Origin of the sequence: Schaedlerella arabinosiphila (assembly GCF_003885045.1) — a bacterium.
Taxonomy (GTDB): Bacteria; Bacillota; Clostridia; order Lachnospirales; family Lachnospiraceae; genus Schaedlerella; species Schaedlerella arabinosiphila.
This window is the reverse complement of the sequence record NZ_RHJS01000002.1, coordinates 891,810-914,165: the sequence shown is the minus strand read 5'-3', so window position 1 is coordinate 914,165 and position 22,356 is coordinate 891,810. Positions and strand designations below refer to the sequence as shown.

The following is a 22,356-nucleotide window of genomic DNA, read 5'->3' as shown; positions in this document are numbered from 1 at the left end:
TATGGAAAACCAATTGGTTTGGAAAGACGAGTACAGTATCGGGGTGGATACGATCGACAAGGAACACAAGCGTCTTTTTAAAATCATCAACAAGCTTTTCGCGTTCAGCGAGGAAGAAAAGAAAAGTCAATGGGCGTGCCAGGAGGGGATCAAGTTCTTCAAAGACCATGCAATGAAGCATTTTGCCGAAGAGGAAAAATACATGGCCTCCATTGACTACAAGGACATTCAGACGCATAAGCACATTCACGCCGCTTTTCGGCAGAAGACGCTTCCGGCCCTGGAGGAAGAACTGGAACAGTCGGATTTTTCCCCGGAAGCCGTCGATCATTTTCTGGGCGTCTGCGCCGGCTGGCTGATCGGGCACACCCTGACGGAGGATCGTGCGATCACAGGGGAATCCAGCAGCAAATGGGGGGAGCTCCTGCCAAGCGACCAGGTCAATGCCCTGGAAAAAACGATTGTTCAGCTTATATATGATATGTTCCAACTGGAGTCCCGTGCGATCAGCGAAGTCTACGGCGGAGAAAAGTTCGGCAGAGGCATCTATTACCGCCTAGTCTATGGTACGAGGCAGGACGAAAAGTGGGAGATCGTTCTGGTCTTTGAGGAAAAGCTTCTGATCAACACCGTCGGAAAGGTGCTTGGGCTGCAGACCAACAAGCTGGATTCCATGCTCATCAACGCCGCCAGATATACGGCACAGCAGTTTGTCGGGCGCATCAGGGAACATCTTCCGGATGCGGATCTGGAAGAGATGCAGGAGGAAAACCTCCTGACCTATGAGCAGTTCCAGAAGCTGTTTGAGAAAGAACAGCCGCAGGTCAGCCTGCTGTTCGATACCGGCGCCGGATATTTCGCGTTCTGCGCCATTGCGCCGCACCTGCTGGAAAACGGAGTGGGAAATGCCATCAGTTCGGACAACGCCATCGCCGAGATTGAGGAGTATCTTACGCAGCATGAGGCCAGCAAGGCCGCGCAGAAACCGAAGATACTCGTGATCGATGATTCCCTGACCATCCGCCAGGGTATGAAGCAGCTGCTGGAGGAGAATTACGAGATTTCCATGGCCACCTCCGGATTAGCCGCAATCCGCTCCATCACTCTGGATCGCCCGGACCTGGTGCTGCTGGATTATGAGATGCCGGTCTGCGACGGCAGGCAGGTACTGGAGATGATCCGTTCCGATGAGACGCTGACCGATCTCCCTGTCTTCTTCCTCACCGGCAGGGTGGATCCTGAGAGTGTCAAAAAAGTCATTCCTCTGAAGCCGGAGGGATATTTGTCAAAATATTTAAAACCTGAAGAAATCAAAAGTAATATCGACAAGTTCTTTGAGAGAAAAAACGGCTGAGTATTTCTGCCTGGGATACATTGTCTGAATTTTTCTGCCGGAGATCGTATGATTTTGTCCGGGCTGTTGGGAAGTGGATTCATTTCCCGACAGCCCGGATTTTTTTCCGGATAAATTTTCCTTGCATTTTGGGAATAATCGGTGTAATATATGAATATAATCAAATGTAGTATCGAAAACTACTTGTTAACCATTCATGTATTCAGGAGGCGGTTTTTATGACAAAACAACATATCAAAGATCCAGGCAGCGCAATCACTCATTTCATCGGCATGCTGATGGCTATTTTCGCGGCAGTCCCGCTTTTGATCCGGGCAGCCCACGAACCGGGCCAAATCTACGTAATTTCCCTGGCCGTCTATGCGGCAAGCCTGATCTTATTGTATGCGGCAAGCACCACCTATCATACCTTTGATCTGTCAGAAAAAATAAATACTTTATTAAAAAAAATCGACCATATGATGATCTTCATCCTCATCGCGGGAAGCTATACGCCCATCTGCCTGCTGGTGCTCAAAGGACGGACAGGGATCACTTTACTGTCCCTGGTCTGGGGCATCGCCATCGCAGGTATTTTGATCAAGGCGTTTTGGGTGTTCTGCCCTAAGTGGGTGTCCTCCATCCTGTATATCGGCATGGGCTGGACCTGCGTACTGGCATTTACACAGATCCTCAATTCCATGAGCGCGGCGGCCTTCGGCTGGCTTTTGGCGGGCGGCATCATCTATACGATCGGCGGCGTGATCTACGCCTTAAAGCTTCCGATCTTCAACAGCCGGCATAAAAATTTCGGCAGCCACGAGATCTTCCACCTTTTTGTGATGGGCGGAAGCGCCTGCCACTTTGTGGTCATGTATGCCTACCTGCTGCCGTAAAAAAATGCGCGCTATGAGACACTTTCGCACCACAGCGCGGCTGCAGCCGTTTTCCTTATGGTCGCAGCCCCACATCCCCCCCCGAAGCGTTTCTTCCCGCGAAACCGGCTTACTGTTCCGCGGGACGTTCCCGCTCCCGGGGTTTCTGGTTCTTCCATTCCGGATTGGAGTACAGGCGTTCCAGCTCCCGGATTCGCTGGTCGATCCCCCGGCTGCGGATATAATCGCTCACGGTTTTGGGCACATACTGGAACCAGTCTCGGTTCTCCGCCACCATCTTGCGTACATCGTATCCCGTGGGCCCGCAGTCCTCGCCAAGCCGCTGCCACAGGATCTCAGTCTTGAGCCCCTGGCGCTGGACGGCCTGCGCCTTCTCTTCGTCCCACTCCCGGCAGATACTCAGGTAATAGGTGGCGTCCCTGGGCGCATACTGCTGGATTAGATCCGGCTGTGTCACCGGAAAGGGAATGATGTCAAATTCCTTGCGCCTGACGCCGAAATCCAGCAGCGCCCCCTGGATCATCTCATGGCGCTCCAGATAGGTCAGCGGATTGTCCTTTTTCGTAACCCCGTGCCGGTCCAGGGACGAGGTAGCCGCAAAGGACACGATATCCGCATGCGTGATCCCGATATACAGCTTGCGGCAGCGCATCTTCGCCGCCAGAATATACTCCATGTGTTTTAATGTAAAAATCTGAAATCTTCCAAATGCTGCTCCTGTTTCAACCATAATATTCGTTCCTCTCTGATTATTTCCGATACTGCATCTATCATAACAGATTGTGTATTTTTTTCAAACATTTTTTATTTCGGCTGATTTTATAGACTTTCTCTTCCCGCTGTGTTATACTTACAGAAACTTGTAAACAGATACCCGATAAGGAGGTTATAACATGACAGACAGCCAAAAACTTGATCTGATTCTTTCCGAAGTGATCGGTATGAAAGGGGACGTTGCAGTTCTTAAGGAAGACATGGCAGTCCTCAAAGAGGATGTGGCAGTCCTTAAGGAGGATGTGGCAATTCTCAAGGAAGATGTGGCAGTCCTCAAAGAAGATGTGGCAGTCCTCAAAGAAAAGGTCTCCGTCCTTGAACAGAGAGTAACCGGCATCGAAGTGCATCTTGAAAACCAGACAGATAAGAACATACAGTTAATCGCCGAGAATTTTATCGAACTTACCAATAAGCTCAACCAGGCCATTCCGGTAGCCGACAAAAACCTTGCCTATGAAGTAAAAGTCAATTACCTGATCGAAAAGGTACAATTTCTTGAAAAGGACTTTCAGGAATTTAAGTATCAGATGGCATACAGCTAAGAAGAGCTTTCATACACTGCTCTTTTGCAGAGCAGGCGGGGTCTTCGCATTTCCCCTCCTTCTCCGTTTCTTCCCTCTTCCGCCAATTCTCTTTTTTTGAAATATTTTTTTATAAAAATAACTAGAAAATACCAGAACTCTTCGTTCATCTATAGTATTGTTTCACCGAATAAAATGTGTTAAAATAAAGACGATTTTAAGGAAACATATTCATAATTCACTACATAAGAAAGGAATCATAGTATGTTACACGAAAATAATACCATTGGAGAAGTAAAAGACGAAGTGCTCTATCAGGTTGCCAAAGCGGCCTTTGAGGGGAACCTGCACAAGATTGAGGCGACCCTGCCCTACGAGATCCTGCCCGGGACCAAGCCGAAGTTCCGCTGCTGCGTACATAAAGAGCGGGAGATCGTCCGCGAAAGGATCATGCTTGCCAAGAACATCAACCCGGCAGACGGCGAGCCATGCCACAACACCGTCAAGATCCTCCCGTCAGCCTGCGAGAACTGCCCCATTACCCGTTTTTCCGTGACAGACAACTGCCAGAAGTGCATGGGAAAAAAATGTATGCAGGCATGCCGTTTCGGAGCCATCACCATGGCAAGGGACAAGGCGTACATCAATCCGGAAAAGTGTAAGGAATGCGGCCAGTGCTTTGACGCCTGCCCGTACAACGCCATCGTGGATATCATGCGCCCCTGCCGCCGCGCCTGCCCGGTAGACGCCATCCAGGCGGACGAAGACGGAAGGGTATGGATCGATGATGAAAAATGTATCCGCTGCGGCTCCTGTATCAGCAAGTGCCCCTTCGGCGCTATCTCTGACAGCTCCCGTATGCTCGAGGTCATCGACTACTTAAAGGGCGACCGCCCGGTATACGCGCTGGTAGCCCCCGCCGCGGAGGGACAGTTCGGCATGGATATCACCATGGAATCCATCCGCAAGGGCGCGAAGAAGATGGGCTTCAAGGATATGGTAGACGTGGCCATCGGAGCGGATTTCGTATCCGATTCTGAAGCAAAGGAATGGGCGGAGGCACATGAGGCCGGCAAGAAGATGACCACCTCCTGCTGCCCTGCGTTCGTGCACCTCATCCGCCGCCATTTCCCGGAGCTTGCGGACCACATCTCCACCACGGTATCCCCCATGGCCGCAACGGCAAGGCTGGTCAAGGCCATGTATCCGGGCGCGGTATGTATCTTCATCGGACCATGTATCGCGAAGAAGAGCGAGGCCGGACAGGATCAGGATAAAGAAGGTGAAAACGCGGATCTGGTACTGACCTTTGAAGAATTTCAGGCCATGCTCCGTGCAAAAAATATCAAGCTGGAGCCTGTTACCCTGGAAGAACCCCAAAACGGCAGTATCCATGCCAAGGGCTACTCCAATTCCGGCGGCGTGACAAAGGCCGTAAAACAGGCTTACATCGAACACGGCGGACAGAGCGGCCTGAATGTACGCCAGTGCAACGGCGCGGCGGAATGCCGGAAGGCTCTGATGCTTTTGAAAGCCGGAAAGCTTCCTGAGGATTTCATCGAAGGAATGGCCTGCGAAGGCGGCTGTGTAGCCGGCCCGGGAAATATCCAGGAAGAGCGGGCGTTCAAACGCGAGCGCGACAAGCAGCTCAAAAAAGCGGATGACCGTCTGGTTACGGATACGGTTTCCGAATACAGCAAATACGATTTCTCCATGCACCGTCACAATCAGACCGAGGCATAATATAATATAATGTAATATGATCTGACAGAACTGCCGGAAAATGACTTTTTTACGCAATCGTGCAGCCGCTTAAGGGGCAGCCTGCTGCGTACAACGGTCATTTCCCGGCAGTTTTTTCGCCCCGCGCAGGGGCGTTGTTCCTTACCGCATACCCGTGGGCACCCCTTCATGGACATTCGGACGTTTCACAAGATATACCCAAGGGCACCCCATTATGGCCATGCGGACGTTTCACAAGGTATACCCAAGGGCACCCCATTATGGCCATGCGGACGTTTCACAAGGTATACCCAAGGGCATCCCATTATGGCCATGCGGCCGTTTCACAAAGTATACTCTTTAAAATACCGCATACTCCTGGTCAGATATTTACTCTTATGGTATACCAGGCAGCAGGAACGTTTCCCATGGTTTCCCGCGACCTCCACCGTCCGAAACTCATTCTCCTCTGCCCATCCTTCTGTCATGCTTTCCGTCAGGATCAGCAGGCCGAAGCCGCACCGGCATATTTCCTTCAGGCTGTGGACGTCCGAGCTTTCCATCACGATGTTAGGCCGCTCCCCTTCCATGGCAAACCACTGCTCCAGGATCTGCCTGGAACCGCTGCCTGTCTCCCGGACAAGAAGGGGATGCCTTTTGAACTGTTCAAAGGTCACTTTCGCCTCAATCGGATACTCCTTCGCGCAGACGATCCGCACCGCATCCTCCCGGATCTTATGGCTGATAAACGCTTCCGGCTGTGCGGGCGCGTCCATGAACCCAAAATCCAGTTCATTCAGCAGAAGTTTGCGTTCAATCTCCTGGGAATTTGCCACCTTCACGCAGACGGGGATTTCCGGATATTTCTTCACAAACCGGCCCAGCAGCTCCGGCATCAGCTTCTGGGCGCAGGAGATATTACTCCCGATCCTCAGCTTTGCGGTCATTTCCCTGTCCTGGAGCACATCCCTGGCCTCGTAATACTGGCTGATGATCCCATCCGCATAGGAAAAAAGCTGCTCTCCGGCTTCGGTGATATAGAGCTTCCGGTTCATCCGTTCAAACAGCCGGACCCCATAATAGCTCTCCAGCTCCCGGATCACCCGGCTCACCGCCGGCTGCGCCATATTCAGGCTGTCCGCCGCTTTTGTGATACTCTCCATCCTCCGCACTTCTGCAAAAATTTCCAAATGCCGCAGCGTCATATTCCTATCCCCTCTGTTTTTAATTTACATAATATTTTTGTTATATATTTTATAATAACATAATCATTGTTTCACGTCTACTTCCATTTTACAATAAAAACCGGAATGAAGACGAAATGTTACTGTGTGAACAGTAACGATGAAATGAGGGAAAACTATGGTGTTACTTATCTTTTTTGCAATCTGTTTTTGTGCGTCCGTCATCGGGGCAATCTGCGGGATCGGCGGCGGCGTCATCATCAAGCCGGTGTTGGATGCCTTCCATATAATGGATGTCTCGGTGATCAGTTTTTTGTCCGGCTGTACGGTCCTCTCTATGACTGCATATTCCGTTGTAAAAAGCAAAATGAGCAAAGAATCGCACATTGACCGGAAGATCGGGGTTCCCCTGGCAGCCGGCGCTGCCTTCGGAGGACTTGCCGGGAAATGGATGTTTTCCCGTGCGGCTGCGTTAAGTCCTGACCCCGGCAGGGTGGGGGCGCTCCAGGCGTCCTGCCTTCTGGCGGTCACCCTGGGCACCTTGGCCTATACGATCTGCAAAGCAAAAATTACAACGAAGCATGTAGAAAACCCGGCGGTCTGTGTCCTCATCGGACTTTTTCTCGGCATCCTCTCCTCCTTCCTGGGAATCGGCGGCGGCCCCATCAACCTGGTCGTTTTATTTTTCTTTTTTTCCATGACCACGAAGGCGGCTGCCGAAAATTCGCTGTATATCATCCTGTTTTCCCAGATTGCCAGCCTGGTGTCCTCGATCGTGACGAAAACCATCCCGGATTTTGAGATTCCCATACTTGTGCTGATGGCGTCCGGAGGAATCCTTGGCGGAATCACCGGCCGCTCGCTGAACAAAAAAATCTCGGACCGCAGGGTGGATCAGCTTTTTCTTAGTTTCATGGTTGTAATTATCCTCATCAATATTTATAATATATATATCTATTTAGGATAGCCGGAGGCAGCGTCTGGCTTCCTATAAGAAAAGGAGATGATCACTATGCCTGCCGTCAGTGTACTTATGAAGCCCGCTTCAGGCCTCTGCAATCTGTCCTGTGATTATTGCTTTTACTGTGACGAGGCAGAAAAAAGGTCGCAGAAATCCTTCGGATTTATGTCCCTGCAGACCTTGAAAAATGTCATACGCAAGACGATGCTGCGGGCGGAAGGGACAGCTGGCTACGCCTTTCAGGGCGGGGAGCCTTCCCTTCGCGGGCTTGATTTTTTCAGGCAGGCGGCTGCCTGGCAAAAGCAGTATAATCAGAACCATGTCCGGGTTCAGAACGCATTTCAGACCAACGGATATCTGATCGACGAGGAATGGTGTGAATTTTTTCGGGAACACCAATTTCTGGTGGGGCTCTCCCTGGACGGGACGCCCGAGATCCACAATTCCCTGCGGCATGACCGAAAAAGCGGCGGCGCAACCTTCGACCGGATCTCCTATTCGGCGGATCTGATGGATGCATATGGGGTGGATTACAATATTTTGACCGTGGTAACCCCCGCTGTGGCGAAAAACATCGCAGACGTTTACTCCTATTACAAAGAGCGGGGATGGAATTACCAGCAGTACATTGCATGCCTGGATCCTTTGGGTGAGAAACACGGACAGGCTTCCCACTCCCTGACGCCGGAAGTCTACGGGGAATTTCTGATCGATCTGTTTTTCCTCTGGTCCCGGGATCTGAAAAACGGGAAACAGCCCTATATCCGCCAGTTTGAAAACTGGATTGGACTGTCCGCCGGATATTTGGCGGAGTCCTGCGACCAGCGCGGGGTCTGCGGCATCCAGAACGTGGTGGAGGCGGACGGAAGCGTATATCCCTGCGACTTTTATATGCTGGACGAAGACCGGCTGGGAAATTTCAACGAAGACCGGCTGGATGCCATCGACGCCCGCAGAGAAGCGCTTGGTTTTGTGGAGCGCTCCAGGCAGCTTGACAGCGAATGCCGCCAGTGTAAATATTACAGGATCTGCCGCGGCGGCTGCCAGCGGAACCGGGATTTCAATCCGGCAACCGGACTTTATGAAAATTATTTCTGCCCTGCATACCGGATGTTTTTTGACCGGTATTATGGGGAGATTACAGAGATTGGAAAACAGATCGGCAAAAGGTAAAGGAAATCTATTTGCTGCGCAAATTGGTTACATATTATGGAGGATATCAACATGAACGAAACAACCAAACGAATCGCGGAACGTTTTCAGTGCAGGTACACGGTATTTGAGAAGGGGACTTCCCCGGAAGCGGCGGAGCAGGCCTACAAGGCCGCATTGGAAAGGGGACGAACGGATGGCTTTTATCCGGCCCTGTTTTTGCTGGATGACTATGCGGTTGAATGGCTGGAAGATGTGGTTTCCCAGGACTATGACAGGGACCAGATCATTGCGTCCTGCGGGGACAACGGCAGGGAGATTCTGGAAGAACGCTACCAGGAATACATGGAAGATTTTAATCTGGACGGGGAAAATCAAGAGGAGTTCATCGGAAATGAGACCGAAGGCGAGGAGCTGCATCATTTTATAGGGTACTGCTCCTTCTCCGACAGGAATCTGGAGGCCGACGTATTGCTCCTGGAACTCCCGGTCAGCCATCCGTGGGAGATCATCGGATATCTGCCCATGGGCGGCTGGAACGAGTGCCCGGCGCCGGAGGAGATGATCTCCATCTGCAAATACTGGTATGAGAAATATCAGGCCCTGCCGGCCGTATTTACCCATGATGTGATGGAATTTTACGCCCCCGCCGGGCTCAACGGCGCGGACAGCCTGGAGGCTGCCAGGGAACACTATGCGTTCTGTGTGGACCGGGTGGACCAGGGGACGCAGACTTATAAGCTGTCCGAGCTGGCCGCAGGGCTGGAAGGGTCAAATGTCTGGTATTTCTGGTGGGATTAACGGGATGCATGTTTTGGCATCATAATAATACGGGGTCTGCCGCGCCTGAGCTTTTCGGGTCTGCCATACCTGAGCGTATCCGCTCTGCGGCAGGGCAGACCCCTGTCCATTTTTCTCCTGTTAATAGCCAAGCTGACGGTCTATAATCATTCCATCAGATGCGTTAATTGTCAGAATACTTTCATTGGGCTCAGCCCTTTTGAACACATAGTCCTTCTGCTCTTCCTGAATTTTGCTGCCATAGCTTACTCTGCTCCCGAAGAAATCCCATACCGGAATCAGGATGCCTCTGGTATGATCCACACCCGGGTTGTAGACCCGCATATACCCAAATTGCACACGATCAATACGGATGTCCGTTTGAAGCGCGTCCGTATTTTCATAATTCATCTGGATCGCCTGCTCAAAAATCTCCGCAATTTCCGGAAAACTCAGCAGTTCTGTGTCTGCTGCCTGCTGTTCCTCGATGCTGTACATGTTGTTGAGCCTGAACTCCTGCAGCCCCTCCTGATTGACAAAAAATTCCACTTTTTCATATCCCCATTTTGGCAGCTCATCCAACCCCGGTTCAGTCCAGATGCCGTTTCTTTTTTCGTCCGTAACAGAAATTCCCTGGATCTCCCGTGTGCAGCTCACCAGATAACCTGCATCAATATATTGAGCATCATTCGAACCATAGACATTGCCGGTATAATAGCGGCATACACCCAGGCAGGTATTTTGCGGAGAAAACTCATCCATTTTCAGCCTTTTTAAATATTCCTTTGCGGTCTCCTGCGCCTGTTCCGGTGTGATTCCTGCAATCCTTTCTGCCTCTTCCCTGGAGGGTCTCGGATAAGCTGTCGTTTCCTCTGACTGGTAATAGCCGGAGTCCCAATACAATACCTCATTCAGCGCTTCCGTCTTTTTTCTTAAAATATTGATCTGCAGACTGTCGTTCTGTACCCACCTCAGCTTATAGCTAAAAAGAGTTTCTTCCATTTCCGCAATACCGTAGAAATAATAGCTGTTATATTCTGGCGATTCCGGCGGCTGCTCCGAATCCTCCAGCCTTGGACACGATTCCTTTTTTTCCATGGGGTTTTCAACGTCGTTCCCAAAAATCTCCGGGTCCGGTATATAGGAATCCCCTTCATAAATCGGAGCATTTCCGAAAAACGTCTCCGTCACACAATCAATCCATTCCTGGTCAATTTCTTTATGCCCCACTTCAAAAACCGGAATCCGTGACGCGTCCGGCAGCTCAATCCCGGCATCGCAGGTCAGTTGAAAGGTACCATCTTCAGATTGTATGGATGCTTCATATACCTCCGGCACCAACAGCCGTTCCGCCAGGGAACCGCCGGACGCACCGCCGGACACATTATCGGAGCCGCCCGCACCGTCGGACACATTACCAGAGCCGCCTTCACCGCCGGAGTCTCCCGTACTGCCGGAACTCTCCCCGGCTTCCCGGTAGCTGTCTGCGCCTGGTCCAGGGTTCTCACGCAGAATGCGGCTGTTCCGCGCCCCCGCGCAGGACACGGAAACGAACACCAGCAAGGTACAGCAGAAAATCACTGCTTTTCGTCTCATCAGTACTCTCCTCCTCTCATATTCCCTCCGGGCCGCTTTTGTGATCAGAATATCGGATATCCGGCTGGCCGGATGTACTCCCCATTTTGCCTTCGCCCTCCGCAGATACACGAATCCCGATCCTGCTCCCCTCCCCCGGGGCGCTTCGGATCTCCAGCGTTCCTCCGTGGAGCCTGGCGATCTGGCTGCAGAGCGCAAGGCCCAGCCCGGCGCCGCCCTGTTTTCTGGAACGGGATTTGTCGATCATGTAAAATGGTTCCGTCACCCGGCGGATCTCTTCCTCCGGTATCCCGCAGCCTTCGTCCTGGACAAACAGCCCCTCCCCGGTCCCAATCAATCGGATGCATGAATCCGCCGGGCTGGCCTTGCAGGCATTGTCAATGAGGTTGGTCAGAAAGCTGAGCAGCAGATCCCGGTCGCATTCGATCCGCAGCCCTTTGTCCTGGCGGATCTCCAGACGGATGTTTTTTTCCTGCAGGCGGAAACGCGTAATCTGCCTGGCCTGTGCGAACAGCCCTTCCACCCTCTGCCAGGTCTTTTCGATCACGGTCTCGTCGGAAAGTTCCGTCAACTGCAGCATTTTTGCGGAAAGCCTGGACAGGCGCCTGCACTCCTCCTCGATATAATGCAGGAAGTCGGATTGTTTTCCCAGTGGGAGCTTTACCCGCTGCAGCAGTTCGGCGTAGCCCTGAATGCCGGTCATAGGGGTTTTCAGCTCGTGGGCAAGGGAGCCCAGAAGCTGCCGCTGCTTCTCATTCATTTCCGCCAGTGTTCGGATGTGTTCCTCGACCCGGTCCGCCATCCGGTTAAAGCTCTGGGAAACCTGTCCGATCTCATCGCTCCCGGGACGGTCCACCCGTCTCTGGTAATCCCCGTCCGCGATCACATTTGCCGCATCCCGAAGCTGGTAGAAGGGGGTCAGAATCCTCCGGATGGTCAGCATCAGCACGGCCGCCAGAATAACGGAGAGGATGCACGCCACCAGAATCCCCTGATACAAAAGCTCCCTTCCGGATTGGAATACCGAGGTCACATCCCGGTAGTGGAGAAGCTGAAACTGATCACTGCTCCCATAGAGAATCAGAAGCTTTGTACCGTTTAATTCCTCCAGAAATACGTTGATCGGCGAGTCGTTCGGAATCACGTCGCTTTGGTACGGGCTGGAAAGCGTTTCCGCGTGTTTCATATCAAAAATATAGGGAGTACGGTTGTCAAGCTCTTCCTCTTCATAATACAGGATGGCGTTTTCACTGAGTCCGGAACGGAAAACGCTTTGCCCTGCATACTGCATCCCCTGGGAATTATGTACGTTCCTGGTGCTGAGTTGATTGGAAAAGCTGTTGATGTCGCTCTGGAGCTGCTCCGATTCAAAGAGCAGGATATTGTCTATGATCTGGCGCTGTGTCACCGAAATGTTCCAGATGGAGAAGATCTGGGACAAAAAGAGCATGGAAGCCGTTGCTGCCAGGGTGATCTTTGTCTGCAGTTTCATGGTCTGATTCCTTTCCGAGTCTGATTCCTTTTCGAATGCTATATGGCAGACGAATGCATGTACCTCTTTTAAGCATGCGCCGCCGGCTTGTACCGAAAATGATCTGGGGATGGTTTTATTTTATATCACGGGAGCGGGGTTTTCAATTGGGGGACTGTAACCATTTTGTAAAAGAAAGCCGAGGGATAAGAATATTTTTGTTTGAGGGTGAAATACAGACGCGGCTGTTTGAAAATGCGACGGTTGAAATATCTGATTTATTGTCATTCGCTTGCCGCCGGCAGCCTTTCTGCATACGATGGTATCAAAAAAGCAGGTCACAGCTTCCACGTCTGTAACCTGCTCCTTATCCGTTATCTGTTTCTCACCTTTTAATCAGCACAACCGCCACATCATTTACATTGGTGCCGGTCGCTCCGGTGATGATCAAACCGCCGCTTTTTTCCAGCGCATGGTACGCGTCGTTCTGCCGCAGCACCTGGTAGATATCGATCCCCTGCTTCTGGAGCGCTTCTTTCGTCGTCCCGTCGCAGTATCCTCCGGCGGCGTCGGTGGGCCCGTCGGTTCCGTCGCTCCCGACGCTGAACACCGCGGTATCCGAAAGCCCCGCGATCCCTTGGGCCGCCGCAAGCGCCAGCTCCTGGTTCCTGCCGCCCATCCCGGTTCCGGTCAGATGCACCACGGTTTCGCCGCCTGCCAGAAAGGCCAGGCTCTTTTCGCTCTCCTGATGGCTCTTTGCGATGGCCGCCAGAAACGCCCCGGCCTCCCTTGCCTCGCAGGACAATTGGTCGGTAAGCACCACCGGCTCATATCCAAGCTCCCGGCAGGCATCCGCAGCCGCCCGGCAGAGGTTGCGCACGCTGCCTGTAATCACAGTCTCTACGTTGCGCAGCGTCTTCGGCGTCTCCTGCCCCAGCAGCTCCCTGGCCTTTTCGCTTAATTTTAATTGATACTTTTCCGCGATGGCCGCCGCCTGGGCACAGGTGGTCGAATCCGGATAGGCCGGACCGGATGCGATCATATCCAGGGGGTCCCCCAGTATGTCGCTCAAAACAATGCCGAATACCCTGGCCGGCTCACATAGTTTGGCAAATTTTCCGCCCTTTACCGCGGAAATCCGCTTCCGGATGGTATTGATCTCCACGATATCCGCGCCGCAGGCCAGAAGCTGCTTCGTAATATCGGCCAGCTCCTCCTCCGGGATCAGCGGCTTTTCAAACAGCGCGCTTCCGCCTCCGGACAGCAGAAACAGCACCGTATCCTCTTCCCGGAGATTTTCCACCAGCTCCAGGGCCGCCTGGGTTCCGGCAAATGAATTTGCGTCCGGAACCGGATGTCCGGCCTCGAAACATTTCATCCCCGGGATGTCACCCTTTACATGGTCATATTTCGTCACGGCCACACCGGCTTCCATACGGTCCCCCAGAATCTCCGCCGCTGTGTTTGCCATCTGCCAGGCCGCTTTTCCCGCGGCCACCACATAGACTCTTCCGTTTCCGAAATCTTTTCCTGCCAAAGCGCGGGATACCGCCTCATCCGGCAGCACCCTCCGGATGGATTCCCGGACGATCCGATCCGCGTCTTCTCTCAATCCCATATCTGCTTTCCTCCTGATCTATGAATGGATCATGCCTTATGGACGCCTGATCCGCTGCCAAAGCCGCTTTTGTCCGAAAATGATTCTTCTCCCTATAGTTGTTCTCCCTGCGGCCGCTCTTTACAGGAACAGTGAAAGTATGAAGATGAATACGATGGAACAAATGCCTTCCACCAGCGTCACTGCCGTCTGCGTCTTATATCCCTGATCCGGCGTCATTTCACCGAAGTTCGTAACTACCCAGAAATAGGAATCGTTGGCGTGGGACACGGTCATTGCTCCGGCGCCGATGGCCATAACACAGAGCACGGACATCACCGTAGAATCCATTCCCAATGCTCCCATCAGAGGCGCCATGATTCCCGCGGTCGTCGTGATCGCAACCGTAGAGGAGCCCTGCGCTGACTTCAGGATCGCCGCCAGCAGGAACGGGAAGAAGATCCCGATGGACTGGAGTACATTTGCATGGTCCGTAATAAAGGTCACAAGGCTGGTAGAGGAAATGATCTTTCCCAGCACGCCGCCTGCCGCTGTCACGAACAGGATCGGGCCTACCGTCTTTAACGTATCATTTGTCAGATCATACAGCTTCTCAACCATTTCCGCCTGCACCAGGACAATGATGCCGAATACCACGCCAACTGCCAGCGCGATGATCGGTGTGCCCAGGAATGTACAGGCAGCCGCCAGACCGCCGCTCCAGCCCAGTATGGAGGATACGTTGGACATCGCCATCAAAATAATCGGTATGATAATCGGCGCCAGCGACATAAATCCGGACGGAAGCTTACCGTAGGAAGCGACCAGCTCCTCATAGCTCTGTACCACGCCTTCATGATCCGACTCATCGTTGGAATGCACCTTTTTCCCAATATATTTCGCATAGAACCAGGCACCCGCCAGAGCCGGTACGGAAACCAGCGCGCCGAGCCCCATCACCAGAAGCAGGCTGTTTCCCACGCCCAGCGTATTGGCTGCCGCAATGGGCCCCGGTGTGGGCGGGATAAATACGTGGGACGCGTACAGACCTGCGGAAAGGCAGACCGTCATCGCCACCGAAGAAGCCCCTGTCCTCTTCACCATCGCCTTACGGATGGGATTGAGCACAACGAATCCGGAATCACAGAACACCGGAATGGATACCACCCAGCCCATCAGCTCGATGGCCAGCTCCGGGTGCTTCGGCCCCACCAGCTTTACCACCATGTCGGCCAGCTTCAATGCCGCCCCGGTCGCCTCCAGAAAGGTTCCGATCATAGCGCCGAAAATAATGACGATACCGATGCTGGTAAATGTGGATGAAAATCCGCTTCCGATGACCGTCGCGATACCGTCCACAGTATTGCCGTCCGCATCTGTAACGGCCGCAAAGGGAATCCCCCCGATCAGCCCCAGCAGCAGTGAAACCAGTAAAATGGAAAGAAACGGATGAATCTTAAACTTACTGATCATCACGATCATGACTACAATAGCCACAACAAACACGATTAAAAATGGAACTCCTGTCATATCTCTCTTCCTCCTTTGACTTTTACGCACAAATCAATCGTCAAAACGCACAATTTCCTTATATTTTATGCATTTTCTTTGTGCTTTATGTCTTAAAGGATATCACATTTCACTTTTTCGGTAAATGTTATATGACACAAATATTTTTATTTATTTTGTTATGCGTAACATAACCCTCGAGATTCCGCCAGATTTTTGCACAGAAAAAAGGTCTGTTTTTTCAAAAAAACCGTTAATTTATCCAACTTTTTTATCACTTCGCCATATCCGGAAAATGCGTCCGTTCCATATGCAGTTTCTGATAAAACGCAAGCGCCATGTAATAGACCGCCGCGTCCGACGGCCTGCGGATGTCCTTTCCTGTAACCTCGGCCAGCTTTTTCAGCTTGTACTGCAGCGTGTTTTTATGCATAAACAGCGATTCCGCCATCTTTCCAACAGCGCCCTCGTAGGCAAAATACTGTTCAATCAGGTGCATATAGTCCCCCAGCCGGTCCCCGGAATCCCGGCCAAAAAGTTTATCCAGGTATTCCAGCATTGCGGCCTCCGAGATCTCATTGATAAATAACTCGATGTTCAGGTCGTCATAATAATAGAAGGGCTCCTTCCAGGTCACCGCATGGGACGCAGCCCTGAACGCCTCGGCACAGCCCTGCGCAATGTCCTCTCCGCTGCCCTGTCCGCTGTCAAAACCGGCAGCCACATCCCGGTCATATTTCTGCCGGATCATCCCGGACAGCTTTTCCGCCGTCTTTTTCATCTGCGCGTCGCTGCATTTCGGAATCAGGCAGATCTGTCTGGGGGGCTCCCGCAGATAAGGGAATCCGCACCGCTCCATTTCATGCCTTATGGACGCCTCCATTTCCTCCAGCAGCTTCTGCCCCTCCAGAGTATCCGACAGTTTGTGGTAGTCCCGGAAATACAGGACCATCACCCGGTAGGGCCTCTCAATGTCAATTCCCAGATGCCTTCCCCTGTCAATCAGATTGCGGCTGTAAAAACCGGCGGAGGATTTTTCAATCCACTCCTCTATAAAACGGTACCGCACCCTCTGGTCGTACCGCTTTTTGTCCTTCTGGATGCTGTCCGTCACCATGATCTCCGTCATGCGCCGGACGATCTTTCCGTAGCCCATCACCCGTTCTTTTTCTCCGGTAATGCCGACCACTCCCAGAATCTCCCCGCGCACCACCAAAGGCAGGTTGATGCCCCGCCTGGTGGTCTCCGTCTCCATGTCCCCGGAAATATATAATTCCGGCAGCCCCTCCTGGATGATCCGCCTGGCGCCTTCGTGCATCTGACCGATCCTGGCGGAATTTGTGCTGGCAATAATGACCCCCGTAGCGTCCATCATATTGATATGTTCGTGGATCTCCTCCCCGATTTCTTCTACAATAGCCTGCGCGGCAATTTTGGATATATACATCTTCTTCACCAGCCTTTATGATTTCGCCTGTTTTTCCCCTAAGTTCCGGCTCGATTTCAAAAGCAGCGCCGCGCCCCCGGCGCAGATCCCCGCCCCAAAGAGAAATGCCCCCGCCAGATGCCTCTCAGCCAGTACGCCGAACGCCAGATTGGTTCCCGCGCCGATGCTGTCCAAAAGCATGGCCTGGATGCTCAGCGCGGTGGCCCGGTATTGGGTCCTCACCTGCCGGTTCTGCATTTCCATCTGAAAGGGCAGAAACAGGCTGTTGGAGACGCGCAGCATCAAAATCCCACACACCGAAGGCCGCGCCCTCTTCGTTCCCGCCAGTACCAGGCAGGAGACCGCGGAAGCTGCGCTCAATATGGCGGCCGACGCCGGGATTCCGGCCCGCTTTGTAAACCGGGCGGACCAGACTCCGCACATTCCCAGCACCGTGGCTGCGATGTAGATATATCCCATGGCTGCATTTCCCAGGCCGCATGCTTTATATTGGAGCTGGTTCAGAAATACGGTGACCGTCTGGTGGGTTTCATTCAAAAGCGCCGATCCGATCAAAAACATCAGAAGCTGCCGGCTGCCAAATGTCTCGGACAACGCTTCCCGAAGCCCTTTTGCACCGCTTTGCCGCTCCCCTTCCGGGGCCACCTCTATAAGGGCCAGCGACAGCGCCGCCGCGATCCCGTAGCTGAGCACCGTAAGCAGCCCGGAGAGCGGATAATTTTCCCGGACAAGCAGGGAAAATACCGCTGCCGCCGTAAGCAGTCCCGCCGTCTGCAGGCTGTGGTAGATCCCGAACACTTTCTGGCTGTTTTCCCCTTTGCAGGAAAGATAGAGGATGCTGGTATCCACACCTGACATGCCGGCAATCACCACACTGAGCATAACGCGCTCCGTTAAAAATCCGGCAAAGCCCGACGCCCGCCAGAATACGAGCTTGGATAAAAAATAGAGGATGCAGCAGAAGATCATGGTTTTCCGATACCCGATCTTGTCCGCGGCGATTCCCCACGCCGCCTCCAACAGGATACACAGAATGAGAGAAATGCTTTCGATCAGGGTGATCTGGAATACACTGACCCCCTGCGCCTGCCGGTAGAGCGTCGCCACCGGCCCGTAAAATACCATGCCCTGCAGAAATGCAATGGCATACATGAGATAGATATTTCGTTTCATGGATGAATACGTCCTTTCTGTTTTTTAAAGCAGTCGCCTGTTTTTGAATACAACAAAAAGACACTGGCAGAACCAGGATCCGCTGAGACAAAGCGGCCCGTAACCCTGCGGTACAGCGTCTGTGTCGCAAAACTATGCAGCTGCAGATCAAAACGGACGATTCATCATGTTATCCCTCCCGAATAGATGTTTACAGCATACACTCCATCGGAGGGATTGTCAAGTTAGAACTCACGGTTCTCTGTTTGATAGATCATGCCGTGTGAACAGTAACATTATGCCTTAACATCCAAAGATGCCCTCGGTTTTAATGAAAATTCGCTGTCGCCTTTTACAATGCGGTTTTCTACATCTTCGCGGGTAATATTGCGTACAATGCTTGTATCAAATGGCTGCCCAAGCTGCCAGTTGGGGTTTGCTTCTCTTACAGCTTCGTAAAATGCTTTTGTATACATTCGCTCATATTGTCCAAGTGTCCATGTACCGCTTAACCGATCTGATTTTTTAACGCTTAACTGATAGCGTGTAAAAACCTCAGTACGCTTTGTTGTATCGCCATTGGCGACTCCTTTTTCTTGTATGAAATGGCGCATCGTTTCATCAAACATATCTTGACGGGCAGTTTCGGAAACATCGATTATTTTATGAAATTCAGACGGGTCTTTCCCTGTAATGTCCATTCCCGCTACACCATAGGGATTTACGAAATCACCGTCCTCATCAAAGAGTCCCATATAATTACGAATAAATGTTTCTTCGTCTGCTTCAAGCGGATTTTTAAATTTTAAATCAAGGTCATCATATTTTTGCCCAAGCATCTGCTTAAGCATTTTCAGATTCTGCAAATCTTTTTCAACCTTCACTTCCGCAGCAGACTTCGTTTCTTCTCCGTTGGGATGTCCTTCGTCATACATTGCTTTCGCACGTTTGTATCGTGCGCTGTTTGTATTAATTGCACCTGTATAAGGCTTATAACCTACAGCCATTGACATAACGTAATCCTCCTTACATATAAATTCCTTTTGGCTATGCACTTTACTAATATATCGTCAATTTAGCAGATTTTTTTAAGGAAGCTTCCCCAAATTGTTGATTTTGATTGAAAAATTCCGATTCACTGAACTGACAGCCCGTGTGAACGTCGAGATATTGTCAAGTGTGTTTGTAAACTTTCTGCATACTTGTTTTTCATCTGCCTCTCCATCTTCTGATGTTTTCAGACTCATTATTTTCTAAAGCCTCATTGACCTTCTCATTCAACTGCTCAGGAGTCATATTTTTAATAATATCAGGGGTATTTGTGAAACCGCACTGAAAAAGATACGGAAGCTCTACGGCGGCATACTCACATACAGGAAGGAAAACAGCCTGCCAATGACACTTGACGAAAAATATTTTTTGGAAAACGAAGTACAGAAGAAAAGGACATCGGACAGCTTGACCGATGACAAGTAGCTGTTTATAATAGTAAGAAATATTACATCAGATGATGTGGCAGGATTGATGGATTGAAAAAGATTTTGGGCAAAAAATTTATTTGAACAGCTTATCATTGATGCCGTAAATGTCGGGCTTGCCGCCATGCACAAGGCTCCGGAAAAAGAACTGAAAGAAGCCTTTGTCGCAAGCCGGAAGGGAAATGAATTTTGCAGCCAGAAGTACAAGAACCTGTTTAATGTCTACAAATCAAGCGAAAAGAAAAAGGTGAATAAAAGAGATGATTGAAAACAGGAATGTAAATATCATAACCGATGCGGACGATAAAAAACTGGTCTTGATTAACGATATCCGTTTCAAGGGCAAACGTCAGATTGACTGGAATGATGTAAAGCGGTATCTCGAAGGATATGTCGGGGACTATTACGAAATCACTGAAAATGCAGAGCATATTTTTATCGGGAGTGAACTGCCGGAAGAATACACGGAATCAGAAAGCCGGAAAAACCTCATGGGCGCAAATGCAAAAGCTAAAGCAAATGCCGCCACTGCGATACCTGAGCTGATCCAGATAGCATCTAACCCGGTTTTTGAAGAAAACCACAAGGAAAAACACAATAAAAACGCAAAATACGGCTGGTATAGGTATGATGTCCGTTTTGCCCTCCCGGTCTATGAGGAAAATACGCTTGTAAGATACAATATCTTCCATGCCCGGCTTTTGATTAACCATGCTTAAAATGGCAGGAAATATCTGTATGATATTTTAGCAATAAAAAAAGAAACGAGCAAGCCGCAGCAAGATGTACGGTGAAAACCCATTTCTTGCTTTCAATAATAAGCAATTTCTTCCGTCCTGTCAATCCCCGATTTTAAATTTTTCAAAATCATACAAATGCGTTCTCATCCGTCCATACTTCCCGATCTGATATTCCGTTGTATCCGAAAGTTTCAGGTCGGGAATCAGATAGTCGCCTTCCCAATGATGAGCTGGATACGTTACAATTCGCTCTTGATCTTTCCCCTTTTTCACTCTATAATAACGGACAGGCTACGTTCGATACGATGCCCTTTGGGTATACAAAACACGAAGGAGACCGGATAAACCATGAATACAACCATCATGTGGATCATGGCCGCGGGTGCGGCGGCCGGCGGCCTGGACAGGATCTGCGGAAACCGCCTGGGGCTTGGAAAGCGGTTTGAAGAAGGCTTTATGCTTCTGGGCGCCACCGCCCTTTCCATGGCAGGGATCATCTGCCTGACCCCACTCCTTTCCGGGCTTTTGAAGCAGTTCCTTGTCCCGCTGTGGAACCTGTCCGGACTGGACCCGGGAATCCTGGGCGGGATTCTGGCAATTGACATGGGCGGCTACCAGCTTTCCATGGAACTGGCGAACGCGCCTTCGGTGGGACGATACGCCGGGATCGTGGCAGGGGCTACCTTCGGGTGCACCGTCACCTTCACCATTCCCGTTGGGATGGGGATGATTTCCCGGCAGGAGCGGCCCCTGTTCGCCAGGGGAATACTCATCGGCCTGGGCATGATGCCTGTGTCGCTGGTCATGGGCGGGCTGTTCTGCGGACTGGGTATCGTGGAAATTTTACTCCAGAGCCTTCCGGTTTTTCTGCTCTCCCTGATGTTCATGTCCGGAATCCGCTTTTTCCCGGATCAAACGATCAAAGGCTTCGGATATTTTGCGGCAGGCATCGGGTTTCTGACGACCGTCGGGCTGACCGCAGGGGCGGTGGAATATATGACCGGCTTCCGTCTCCTCAAAGGGCTTGCCCCCATCGAGGAGGCGATGGCCGTGGTGTCTTCCATCGGCGTGGTGATGCTGGGAAGCCTTCCTGTTGCGGAAATCCTGCGGCGGCTTCTGGAAAAGCCCCTGAACTGGGCGGGCCAAAAAACCGGCATGAACGGAAACAGCGTGGCGGGCCTTCTCATGGGAATCGTAAGCCCGGTTCCCGCCATCGCCATGATGAAGGAGATGGATGCCCGGGGCAAAGTGGTAAACGCCGCCTTTCTGGTGTGCGGCGCTTCCGCACTGGCGGCCCACATGGGATTCACCTTCGGGACGGAACCAGACCTGATCCTCCCGCTTCTTCTCTCCAAATTGACGGGAGGGCTCTGCGGCGCAGCGGCCGCGCTGCTTCTGACCGGACAGGCAGACGGATCGAACATTTCATTTCAGAAAGGGGAATGTGACAATGATAACCATCCTAAAATTACGGGAGCATGAGGAACTGGCCGAAAAAGCCGCGCAGTGGTTTCATCAGAAATGGGGAGTCCCCCTGGAAGCCTATATAGAAAGTATCGACGAATGTCTCTGTCAAAAGGCGGCGGTACCACAATGGTATCTGGCATTGGAGGGGCATACCGTCGTGGGAGGTCTGGGCGTCATTGAAAATGATTTTCATAACCGCAGGGACTTAGCGCCCAATGTCTGCGCCGTATATGTGGAGGAGGACTATCGCTGCCGGGGAATCGCGGGTGAGCTGCTGCATACGGTCTGCACGGATATGAAAGAGCAGGGAGTGGATACGCTTTATCTTGTTACGGATCATACTTCTTTTTATGAACGCTATGGCTGGGAATTTTTCTGTATGGTACAGGGAGACGGCGAACCAACGCTTAGCAGGATGTATATTCACAGAGAGGCTTAAAGACTTTCCCAGAGGTCCGGAATCCCGAAACCTCTGGGAATTATTTCCAGATGTGCGGTTGCGTTAGCAGACGTAAGAGTGCGTCAGCACGATTTTTGCGAATGGATAAGTGGGTTGGATGCTCCCTGGAGCATCCA

General features: G+C 51.5%; 18 protein-coding genes and 2 pseudogenes. 10 read left to right on the top strand and 10 right to left on the bottom strand.

What is annotated here, in order from left to right; translation table 11 throughout:
* Position 1: 1 nt before the first annotated feature.
* Positions 2–1,354 (top strand): hemerythrin domain-containing protein, encoded by a 1,353-nt coding sequence (locus EBB54_RS04690; protein WP_125126560.1) that lies wholly within the window; start codon positions 2–4, stop codon positions 1,352–1,354.
* Positions 1,355–1,572: 218 nt separating this feature from the next.
* A complete protein-coding gene (gene trhA / locus EBB54_RS04685; RefSeq protein ID WP_004069373.1) occupies positions 1,573–2,229 on the top strand; it encodes a PAQR family membrane homeostasis protein TrhA in 657 nt (218 codons plus the stop codon).
* Between the two features lie 109 nt (positions 2,230–2,338).
* On the opposite strand, the gene EBB54_RS04680 is transcribed toward trhA, so the two are convergent.
* Positions 2,339–2,959 carry a nucleotidyl transferase family protein gene (locus tag EBB54_RS04680; RefSeq protein ID WP_004069374.1) on the bottom strand — a complete coding sequence of 207 codons (621 nt, stop codon included), beginning with the start codon at positions 2,957–2,959 and terminating at the stop codon, positions 2,339–2,341.
* A gap of 163 nt (positions 2,960–3,122) precedes the next feature.
* Here EBB54_RS04680 and EBB54_RS04675 point away from each other — a divergent pair, with 163 nt between their 5' ends.
* Complete coding sequence (locus tag EBB54_RS04675) at positions 3,123–3,545, top strand: hypothetical protein (RefSeq protein ID WP_125126559.1); 423 nt, start codon at positions 3,123–3,125, stop codon at positions 3,543–3,545.
* Between the two features lie 243 nt (positions 3,546–3,788).
* Complete coding sequence (locus EBB54_RS04670) at positions 3,789–5,267, top strand: 4Fe-4S dicluster domain-containing protein (RefSeq protein ID WP_125126558.1); 1,479 nt, start codon at positions 3,789–3,791, stop codon at positions 5,265–5,267.
* A gap of 323 nt (positions 5,268–5,590) precedes the next feature.
* Here EBB54_RS04670 and EBB54_RS04665 read toward each other — a convergent pair whose 3' ends face one another.
* Complete coding sequence (locus tag EBB54_RS04665; protein WP_125126557.1) at positions 5,591–6,451, bottom strand: LysR family transcriptional regulator; 861 nt, start codon at positions 6,449–6,451, stop codon at positions 5,591–5,593.
* A 157-nt stretch (positions 6,452–6,608) separates the two neighbouring features.
* Here EBB54_RS04665 and EBB54_RS04660 point away from each other — a divergent pair, with 157 nt between their 5' ends.
* The 3 genes from EBB54_RS04660 to EBB54_RS04650 are packed head-to-tail and all read left to right on the top strand — an operon-like array spanning position 6,609 to position 9,344.
* Positions 6,609–7,397, top strand: coding sequence for a sulfite exporter TauE/SafE family protein (locus EBB54_RS04660; RefSeq protein WP_125126556.1), 789 nt, complete (start codon positions 6,609–6,611; stop codon positions 7,395–7,397).
* Between the two features lie 45 nt (positions 7,398–7,442).
* Entirely contained in the window at positions 7,443–8,564 is a 1,122-nt protein-coding gene (locus tag EBB54_RS04655; RefSeq protein WP_125126555.1) for an anaerobic sulfatase maturase, read from the top strand.
* Positions 8,565–8,615: 51 nt separating this feature from the next.
* A complete protein-coding gene (locus EBB54_RS04650) occupies positions 8,616–9,344 on the top strand; it encodes a DUF4253 domain-containing protein (protein ID WP_125126554.1) in 729 nt (242 codons plus the stop codon).
* Between the two features lie 120 nt (positions 9,345–9,464).
* Here EBB54_RS04650 and EBB54_RS04645 read toward each other — a convergent pair whose 3' ends face one another.
* The 7 genes from EBB54_RS04645 to EBB54_RS04615 all read right to left on the bottom strand — a co-directional run bounded on the left by EBB54_RS04645 (position 9,465) and on the right by EBB54_RS04615 (position 19,108).
* Positions 9,465–10,919: a DUF6034 family protein gene (locus tag EBB54_RS04645; RefSeq protein ID WP_125126553.1), complete on the bottom strand. Its 1,455-nt coding sequence runs from the start codon at positions 10,917–10,919 to the stop codon at positions 9,465–9,467.
* Positions 10,920–10,935: 16 nt separating this feature from the next.
* Positions 10,936–12,411: a sensor histidine kinase gene (locus tag EBB54_RS04640; RefSeq protein ID WP_125126552.1), complete on the bottom strand. Its 1,476-nt coding sequence runs from the start codon at positions 12,409–12,411 to the stop codon at positions 10,936–10,938.
* Between the two features lie 364 nt (positions 12,412–12,775).
* Positions 12,776–14,008: a glycerate kinase type-2 family protein gene (locus EBB54_RS04635; protein ID WP_125126551.1), complete on the bottom strand. Its 1,233-nt coding sequence runs from the start codon at positions 14,006–14,008 to the stop codon at positions 12,776–12,778.
* 120 nt (positions 14,009–14,128) lie between these two features.
* Positions 14,129–15,517 (bottom strand): GntP family permease, encoded by a 1,389-nt coding sequence (locus tag EBB54_RS04630; protein WP_125126550.1) that lies wholly within the window; start codon positions 15,515–15,517, stop codon positions 14,129–14,131.
* Between the two features lie 253 nt (positions 15,518–15,770).
* A complete protein-coding gene (locus EBB54_RS04625) occupies positions 15,771–16,943 on the bottom strand; it encodes a PucR family transcriptional regulator (RefSeq protein WP_125126549.1) in 1,173 nt (390 codons plus the stop codon).
* 15 nt (positions 16,944–16,958) lie between these two features.
* On the bottom strand, positions 16,959–18,116 hold the full coding sequence (locus EBB54_RS04620; protein ID WP_125126548.1) for an MFS transporter: 1,158 nt from the start codon (positions 18,114–18,116) through the stop codon (positions 16,959–16,961).
* A gap of 275 nt (positions 18,117–18,391) precedes the next feature.
* On the bottom strand, positions 18,392–19,108 hold the full coding sequence (locus EBB54_RS04615) for a DUF3879 family protein (protein WP_004069404.1): 717 nt from the start codon (positions 19,106–19,108) through the stop codon (positions 18,392–18,394).
* A gap of 725 nt (positions 19,109–19,833) precedes the next feature.
* Here EBB54_RS04615 and EBB54_RS04605 point away from each other — a divergent pair.
* Positions 19,834–20,289 (top strand): annotated as a pseudogene (locus EBB54_RS04605) (hypothetical protein); the annotation flags it as partial.
* Positions 20,290–20,454: 165 nt separating this feature from the next.
* On the opposite strand, the pseudogene EBB54_RS32135 reads toward EBB54_RS04605, so the two are convergent.
* Positions 20,455–20,559, bottom strand: a pseudogene (locus EBB54_RS32135) (TnpV protein); the annotation flags it as partial.
* Between the two features lie 102 nt (positions 20,560–20,661).
* Here EBB54_RS32135 and EBB54_RS04595 point away from each other — a divergent pair.
* Together EBB54_RS04595 and EBB54_RS04590 are read left to right on the top strand one after the other, a co-directional pair.
* Complete coding sequence (locus tag EBB54_RS04595) at positions 20,662–21,795, top strand: ethanolamine utilization protein EutH (RefSeq protein WP_125126546.1); 1,134 nt, start codon at positions 20,662–20,664, stop codon at positions 21,793–21,795.
* Positions 21,764–22,219 (top strand): GNAT family N-acetyltransferase, encoded by a 456-nt coding sequence (locus EBB54_RS04590; RefSeq protein ID WP_125126545.1) that lies wholly within the window; start codon positions 21,764–21,766, stop codon positions 22,217–22,219. The genes EBB54_RS04595 and EBB54_RS04590 overlap by 32 nt, the downstream gene beginning before the upstream one ends.
* Positions 22,220–22,356 lie beyond the last annotated feature (137 nt).